The organism is Paracoccus sp. (in: a-proteobacteria) (assembly GCF_046462195.1).
Lineage (GTDB): Bacteria > Pseudomonadota > Alphaproteobacteria > Rhodobacterales > Rhodobacteraceae > Paracoccus.
The window spans coordinates 1-8,059 of the sequence record NZ_JBKGUN010000137.1 but is presented as its reverse complement, the minus strand read 5'-3'; the positions used below and the strand labels follow the sequence as shown (position 1 = coordinate 8,059).

Here is an 8,059-nt window from a genome sequence, read left to right as displayed (position 1 = left end):
GGCCAGTCCCTGTTCTCTCGGGGCGTCGCACCACCGCAAGCCGTGGCGCTTGACGAAGACAATGCCGCGCAACACCTGCAGGTCGTCGACAGGCGGGCGGCCACGGCTCCGGAGAAGGAAAGGGCGAAGACGCGCCACCGGCGCCTCGGTCAGCCTGAACAGGGTGCTCGTCCAGCAGGTTCCCTTGCCAGGCCTGACGCACCCAAAAGAGCAGGAAGGCAATGCGGCTGGAGGTTAGTCCAAAAGGGATCTGACCTTTTCGGCGACACCGCGGCCAATCTGTTCATGCGCTTCGGCCGACAGGTGCACCCCGTCTATGCCGTCAGTCTCGGCAAATGTGCCGACATCCAGAAACTCCGCATCTGCGGCCTCCGCGATGGCGTGGTAATACTGCGGAAGCACGCGGGTCTTTTCTAGGCCTCCGGCAAAGCGTTCCGCGCGACCCTCGGGATGGAGGGTGCCAAGTGGCGGCGGCGCCAGAACCAGAACCTCCGGAGTCGGATAATCCGTCCCGACGCCGCTGCCGGTTTGCTCCACGATGTCGATCAGCTTTCCCATTCCAAGCGCGATCCGGAACGGTGACCGGTTGAACTGAGCCTTCACGTCATTGGTGCCCAGCATGATCACCACAAGATCGAGCGGGAGATGGGACGCGATGATCGGGGAAAGGGCGGCGGAGCCGTCCAAGCCGGCGCCAGAGATGTGCGGCAGCGTCGGATCCGCAATATCGGTGGTCCGAGCGCTCAAACCTGCCTCGACGACCTCGTAGCTCTCACCGAGCTCCGCCTGCAGGACGCCCGGCCATCGAACATCGGCAGCATAACGCTTGGTAGGCCCGCTCTCCACGGGAATATAGCCCCAGGTGTTGGAGTCACCATAGACCAGAATGCGCTTAGCCTCTGCCTGCGTGTCCTGATCCTGCGCCTGTGCCACTCCACCTGACAAAAGTGCAAGCATGGCCATCGCCCCGAACAGGCTGCGTCGTGTGATGAACAAGGTATCCTCCTCCCGATCAACAAGCCGAGGCTAAGGCAACAAGGTTATTTCAGTCCAGAAATATTCCCTTGGAAGGCGCCTGCTCAAAGGTCTGTAGCATCCGTCATGACCGCCGCTGGTCAGCTTGAGAAGCATGCAATTGCCATGCTTTCTTGGGGACCAGCCTGCTCCGGCCGTCAATCCGTACCGAATGACCCTTGTGGGTGGAGTGGCCGGGCCAGATCGGAGCCACCGAGCGCGTCAGAATGCCTTGGTCGTCGATCCGGTGGAAAATCGATCCGGTACCACATGCGACTGCACTGCATGAACTTGCTGCTCCGCCATTTGCTCTTTGGGATCTGTTTCGCCAAATGGCCAAGTTCGGGTACATTTTGCTGCCATCAACGACTGTATCGCCACGAGATACCGATCACCGCAGGGGCTTCTGTCTGGAAAGCCGCGCTTGCCCTGTTTTACATCATAAGCCGGATGGCCAGACATCGGCAATTTTTTCAACCATGCAAAAATGATCTCGGCCCTTTTGCGGCACTTGCGGCATCCGACAGGCGGATTACGCGGCTTTCGACATGGAAGGCAGAGCCGAGGAGGCAAATCGGTCGGCCATCAGCATCGCTGACGGTTTGCAGCCTGATGCTCATGCCACCTTTGTCCAGGCGATCATTGGCCCTTCCTTTTCCAATCCCAAGAGGGTCGCCGTACAAGGCACCTTCGAAGAGGGGCGGCGATTATCACCCCCTCGGGAACGGCCGCATGGAAGACAAGGCCCGCATGATCCGGGCGCGGGCTTTTCCAGTCCGACACCTCCAGCGTTTCCAAAAAGTTGCTGTGGGCTGCCCTTCTTCAAATCATCTCCAGCCGTTGTGCCGAAGACGATGAACTTTTGGGGCGCCTCCGTTACCGACAGGAGGCTGCTATGGCTTTGGGAAAGGTAAGCAGGTTCAGGCACCACTGCAGCGGACTGCTGCCCGAGGAACAACCGCAGCCACACCTTCTGCACATTGGCTGGCCAGACCGATTTGCTTGAACCAAGCCCCTGTCGCTCGTGAGCGCGACCCGTCGTGCAACCGTAACAGCCTCGCGCCACTCGCTCCCTTCCACGTCTAAAGTGAGACGCGAGGCTGGCCACTCTTGCCTTCAGTGCGGCGGTTCTTACGGGCACGCTGCCAAGGGGCGCCATAGGTCAGCCACAAAGCAGACACCCACCAAAGGGCGGTGCAGGCCCAAAGGTCCACGGCCAGGCGACGGAGGGTCGGCTGACCCCCCGGCGTCATCTGGAAGGCATCCCCCAGAACCGACAACAGGACGCAGGCCACAAATGACCACAATCCGCCCTTTCCGATCTGCTGCAGGGCAATGCCCGGGCGGCTGGCAGCCAGACGCTCCATCACAGGGGCCAGCGGAACGGCGACCAGCCAGGCGGCTGCCACGATGGCCAGATAGCGCGTGCCGTCCAAACTCCACTTGTCGATCGTGCCGTACACGGCCTTCAACGCCTCGCGCAGGGGCAGGGCGGATTCTCCGATGCGGGCGGCAATGACAATGGTGCAGCCAAAGGCAAACATGGCGATGGCCCCCATTGTCAGCAGGTGCCGCCATGGCCACAAGCGTGCCATCAGCTGCTGACGGTAGAGACCCAGCGCGGTACCTGTAAAGAACAGCATCTGCCAACCAAAAGGGTTGAACAGGAAGCCGCCCTGCGTGCGATGGTTGGGCAGCATCGCGTTCAGCCAAGGGGCGTTCCACCACAAGAGAAGAGACCCTGCCGCCATTGCCAAGGGCCAGCGCAGCATCATCGGAACCAAGACAACAGCCGCAGCGATCAGCACCACGTAAACAGCCAGAACGTCGATGATGTTGGGCTGCAGCCAGAAGGTGCCGACCGTGGCCAGAAAGCCCAGCGGGTTGTCCAGGATCCAGATCGCGTATTGGTTCCAGATTGCGGTATGCGGTCGGCCGCTGGCCCAAAGGGCGGCTGACAGCAGCGCCATCAGCCCGGCTCCGATGATCATGGCGCGCCAGACCTCGAATGCTCGACGGGCAAAGCGGCGTTGAGCGGTGGCGCGGCCTTCACGCGTTTCAACGCTGAGCCAGACGAGGCCGACCAGGAATCCGGACAGCAGCACGAACAACTCGGATGCGTCAAAGATCGAGAAATTGGGCAGCGTCCACCACCGCAGGACCGAAATCGGCATGTGGTTGACCATGATGCTGAGCAGCGCATAGCCACGCAGCATGTCCAGAGCGATCAGCCGGTTCATGCGGGCAGTCGGCTCCAGCGTATCAGCAGCTGGGGATCCATCAGCATGACATCCGTTTCGGAGCGGTCGAGAAAATCAAGCGCCTCGCTTCTGGAGGACGCGTGGGCGATCTTGGCTTCGGCCGTGATCTGCGCCAGGCGCAGAGCCTTGGGCAGGTTGGCGGGAAGCGGCGCCAGCATGGCGATGTGCCGGTCCAGCATCATGCGGTCGCGGCCCAGCATCAACAGGGCCTCGCGGCCACGGACGGGCTGGGGCAGGCTTCGGGCAATCGCGGCTGCTTGTGTCAGGACTGCGGGGGGATTGCGCTCTTCGGGCGTGACCAGCAGCCCGCGCATGCGCGCCCAGCGACCAAAGACGGCGCTGGCCGACAGCCGTGATGTGACGGGCGACAGGATCAGCCCTGCCAGGATCGGAGACAGCCAGATCAGTTGCGCAGGGGAGAAGTGCCACAGAACGATCAGGGTGCTGACGCCCAGCACCACATGCGCCCAATGATGGCGCAACACCACTTCCCAGCCGGGCATGTTGCCGGCGCGGACCTGCGCGTTCCAGCCGCTGTCGCGACCGCTGAGGATCTCGAAGATCTGGCGGGTCTGCACCAGCATCTGCACCGGGGCGATCAGCGCCGACAGGATCGTCTCGAACAGGGCGCTGGCAAAGATGCGGACCCGTCCGCCGGAATTCGCGGCCAAGGGGCGCACCCAGGCGCGGAAGGTCGCGATGAACTTGGGCAAAAGCAGAAGGCCCATCGCAATCGCGAACAGGATCAGCATCCGGCGACTGTCAAAGACGGGCCATTCGGGGAACAACTGATAAGCGTTCGGGAAATATTCCGGCGTGGACAGAAGAACCGTTGCCGACAGGCCAAGACCCACAAGGATCAGCGCCAGCCACAGCGGGCTCATCATGAAGCCCATGATGCCGATCAGGAAATGCGCCCGGCTGAGGCCGCGCAGGCCCTTGATGCCTAGCAGGCGGCTGTGCTGCAGGTTGCCCTGTGCCCAGCGGCGCTCTCGCACGGCCATGTCCAGCAGGGTCGGCGGGCAGCCTTCGTAACTGCCGCGGAGGTCATGGTCCAGCCGGACGGCCCAGCCCGCACGGCACAGTGCGGCAGCCTCGACGAAGTCATGGCTGAGGATGGTGCCGCCAAAGGGCGCTTTGCCGGGAAGGCGCGGCAGGCCACAAGCCTGAGCAAAGGCCGGCACGCTGATGATGGCGTTGTGACCCCAGTAATTGCCGGTATTGCCGGACCAGGCCGCCACGCCGCGCGCGATCATCGGCCCATAAACGCGACCAGCGAACTGCGTCAGGCGCGCAAAGATCGTTTCTCCTCCGACCAGCATGGGCATGGTCTGGATCAGGCCGAGGCGCGGATCGGCGGCCATTCGTGCCGACAGGATGCGGATCGTTTCACCCGACATGACGCTGTCTGCATCCAGAACAACCATCTGTTCATAGCGTCCGCCCCATTCACGCACAAACTGCGCCAGGTTGCCGGATTTGCGATCGTCGTTCGTCAGGCGGCGGCGATACCACAAGGGCAGCGGCGACATCGCGCGCGCGGCGTGGATCACCTGCGTCTCGTTCACGGCAATGGCCGGATCCCGCGTGTCCGACAGCACGAAGATCTCGGCACGGTCGGCCATGCCTTCGTCCGCCAGTTGCCGGGCCAGTGCCACCAGAAGGCCCGTGCTGACCGCAACGTCCTCGTGATAGATCGGCATGACGACCACGAGACGCGCTACATTCGGTCCGGTCGGCGTCACCAACCGCGGCGCAAGAAACCCTGCAAGCGTGCCGCAGAACGAAAAGCCGACCCAGGCAAAGGTCGGGACGAACAACGCCAGCAGCGCGATCTGCATGGGCGTCGGGTCGGCGCCGAACGACGCCAGCATCTGGGTGAATCCGAAAACCGCCAGCGCCGCAGTGCCACCAAAGGCGATCAGGCGCGCCATCCAGACCCGGAGGCTGCTCATCTGCCGTCCCGGACCATGGTGCGGCGGTGCATGAAAATCCTGCACGGGCATCAGCAGGGGCGCCGCAGGAGGCACGACGGCCGCCGGGGCGGGTGACTGTTCCCGCTCCAATGTCATGTCGGGGGCCAGGCTCATGCCGTCCAGCGCGTCAGCCAGGTCTCGCTCAGCGCGATGCCTGTTTCATCGGTCAGCAACGCCTGCAGTTCCGTCACCTGTGCGCGTCCCGGTTCGAATTCAAAGGCAAGGCGCAGCGCACCCTGCTCCGGCATGGGTTTCAGATAGGCATGCACGATGCGTCCGTCCGAGGCGGTGACCTGAAGCTGCGGCAACTGGTCCTGGAATAGCCCCAGGTCAAAATCGATGATGAAGCTGCGTGTCGTTTCGACATTGATCGAGCGGCCGGACCGCACCTGCCGGACCTTGGCCAAGGGCAGGTCGCTGGGCGGCAGCGCCGAGAAGCTGAGGCGATAAACATATTCATGCCGCTCGCCCCGGATCAGCGGATCCTTGGGAACCCAGTAGCTGACGATATTGTCGTTGAACTCATTTTCGACCGGGATTTCGACCAGACGCACTTCGCCCGGTCCCCAATCCCCCTCGGGTTCGATCCAGGCCGAAGGGCGCTTGTGATACATCGCCTCGGCATCCTGATAGGTTTCGAAATTCCGGGCGCGCTGGACCAGGCCGAAACCCTTGGGATTGTCGTCCTGGAACCCCGAGATCTGCAGATTGCGGGGCGACATCAGCCCGCGCCACAGCGCCTGGCCCGCGCCCGTGTGCATCTGCAAGCCGTCGCTGTCATGGCAGGCGGGACGATAATCGTCCACGGTCCGGCGGCTCGCCGGGCTGAACCAGAACATCGAGGTCAGCGGCGCCAGCCCGGTCTCGCGGAGGTCCACGCGGGGGAACAGGGCGACGCGCGTGCGCACCATGGTCACTGCGCCCGGCATCACGTCGAACTGGAACGCGGCCGCCACCGAGCGGCTGTCGAGGATGGCATGGATGCGGATCGAATTGGTGCCCGAATCGGGTTCATGGATCCAGAAATCGGTGAACAGCGGAAATTCCTCACCGTCCGGACTGCCGGTCTTGATGGCAAGGCCGCGTGCCGAAAGCCCATAAAGCGTGTTGCGCGCCACGGCCCGGAAATAGCTGGCCCCTTGGAAAACCAGGAACTCGTCCATGACGCCCGGGCGGTTCAGCACGGTGCGCATGCGGAAGCCCGACCAGCCCATGTCACCGACCGTGTTCAGGTCCGCGCCGTCAGGAAACTGCGAAGGATCGAATTCAAGCATCGACGGGTCGAAGGGAATCTTCTGCGGCAACCCGCCCCGCACGACGTTGATCTGCACCGGTTCATAGAAAATGGAGCCGGGCGACAGGAGGTCGATCCCGAACTGTTTGCTGCCTGCCCAAGGATCCCGGTCGCGGCGAAAGCGGATCGCGCGATACTGGTCATAGTTCAGATCGGCAAAGCTGCCGACAAGTTTGGAGATCGGCTGGACATAGATCCCCGCCGCCCGTTCCCGGGCAAGCTCGGCCACGGTTTCAAAGCCGAAGGGTTCGGGCATGGGTGGCCCGAAATGTCCCGCCTCTGCGCCGATGGGGGCCTGAGGGGACTGTGCCTGCGCCGGGATCGCCATCAGCGAGCCTCCGGCAGCCATTGCGGTGGCAGCATTCAGAAATTGACGACGCTTCATGTTCGGAGATGTCTCGAGGGAACCAGAGGACTATAAGGCGGGCGCCGCATCGCAGCAAGCACGCTTGTCAAGTCGTGATGAGATGGGCGGATTTCCGTGCAACGGGCCTTGGCAGAAGGGCTGGATCGACAGCTATTGCCGGGCCAGCCATGTGGTCACGGGTCCGCGAACGCTTGTGAGGCCCTCGGCTTCGGCGGCATCGATCACCGCGCGCAGTTCGTTGACGGAAACACGCCGAATCAAATGCTTGACCGGCCCAATGGAGGCCGGGCGCATCGACAGGCGGTTGATTCCCAAGGCCGCAAAAACCAGGGCCTCGACCGGTCGGCCAGCATCCTCGCCGCAAAAGGACAAGGGGACGCGTGCTTCCTGGCAGCGGGCCACGATCTGGCGCAGCAGGCCCAGGAAGGACACGTTCAGCGTGTCATAGCGCCGCCGCACACGCTCGTTCTCGCGGTCAGCGGCAAAAAAGAACTGCTTGAGGTCGTTGCCGCCGATCGAGACAAAGTCGCACATCTCGAAGAACCGCTTGGGCGCGAAGGCCAGCGAGGGGGTTTCCAGCATGGCGCCGACGCGGATGTCGGTGGGCATCGCATGGCCGAGCCGCTGCTCGCGGGCCAGTTCCTGCATCAGGATACGATGGGCGGCCTCGTACTCGGTGATATCTGCGATGAAGGGAAACATCACATGCAGGGGGCGCCCCACGGATGCCCGGATCAGGGCCTGCAGCTGCATGCGCAGCACGCCGCGCTTGTCCAGACCCACCCGGATCGCGCGCCAGCCCATGGCCGGGTTCGGCTCGTCCTGGGGCTTCATATAGGGAAGGACCTTGTCCGAGCCGATGTCCAGCGTCCGGAAGATGACAGGCTTGCCCTGCGCATTGTCCATGACGCGGGCATAAAGCCCCGCCAGTTCGGCGCGCCGGGGGACATGGCTGCGGATCAAGAACTGCAGCTCGGTCCGGAACAGGCCGACACCCTCGGCACCCGAACCTTCCAACGAAGGCAGGTCCGCCATCAGGCCCGCGTTCATGTAGAGCTGAATCGTGGTGCCGCAGGTTCCCGTCGCAGGCAGGTCGCGCAGCCCGGCATAGCGGTCCTGCGCCTCGGCCTGCATGGCGATCTTGTCC

6 protein-coding genes are annotated in these 8,059 nt (G+C 63.3%); all 6 read right to left on the bottom strand.

What is annotated here, in order from left to right:
* A partial coding sequence (locus tag ACLHHB_RS08980) for a transposase (protein ID WP_410217936.1) occupies positions 1-222 on the bottom strand: 222 nt, incomplete at its 3' end.
* Between the two features lie 12 nt (positions 223-234).
* Positions 235-996 carry an SGNH/GDSL hydrolase family protein gene (locus ACLHHB_RS08975; RefSeq protein ID WP_410217935.1) on the bottom strand — a complete coding sequence of 254 codons (762 nt, stop codon included), beginning with the start codon at positions 994-996 and terminating at the stop codon, positions 235-237.
* A gap of 1,100 nt (positions 997-2,096) precedes the next feature.
* Positions 2,097-3,254, bottom strand: a complete 1,158-nt coding sequence (gene opgC, locus ACLHHB_RS08970; RefSeq protein ID WP_410217934.1) for an OpgC domain-containing protein — start codon at positions 3,252-3,254, stop codon at positions 2,097-2,099.
* Positions 3,251-5,365, bottom strand: coding sequence for a glucans biosynthesis glucosyltransferase MdoH (gene mdoH / locus ACLHHB_RS08965; protein ID WP_410217933.1), 2,115 nt, complete (start codon positions 5,363-5,365; stop codon positions 3,251-3,253). The genes opgC and mdoH overlap by 4 nt, the downstream gene beginning before the upstream one ends.
* Positions 5,362-6,873 carry a glucan biosynthesis protein gene (locus ACLHHB_RS08960; RefSeq protein WP_410217932.1) on the bottom strand — a complete coding sequence of 504 codons (1,512 nt, stop codon included), beginning with the start codon at positions 6,871-6,873 and terminating at the stop codon, positions 5,362-5,364. Before ACLHHB_RS08960 ends, mdoH begins: the two co-directional genes overlap by 4 nt.
* 189 nt (positions 6,874-7,062) lie before the next feature.
* A partial coding sequence (locus ACLHHB_RS08955; protein ID WP_410217931.1) for a putative PEP-binding protein occupies positions 7,063-8,059 on the bottom strand: 997 nt, incomplete at its 5' end.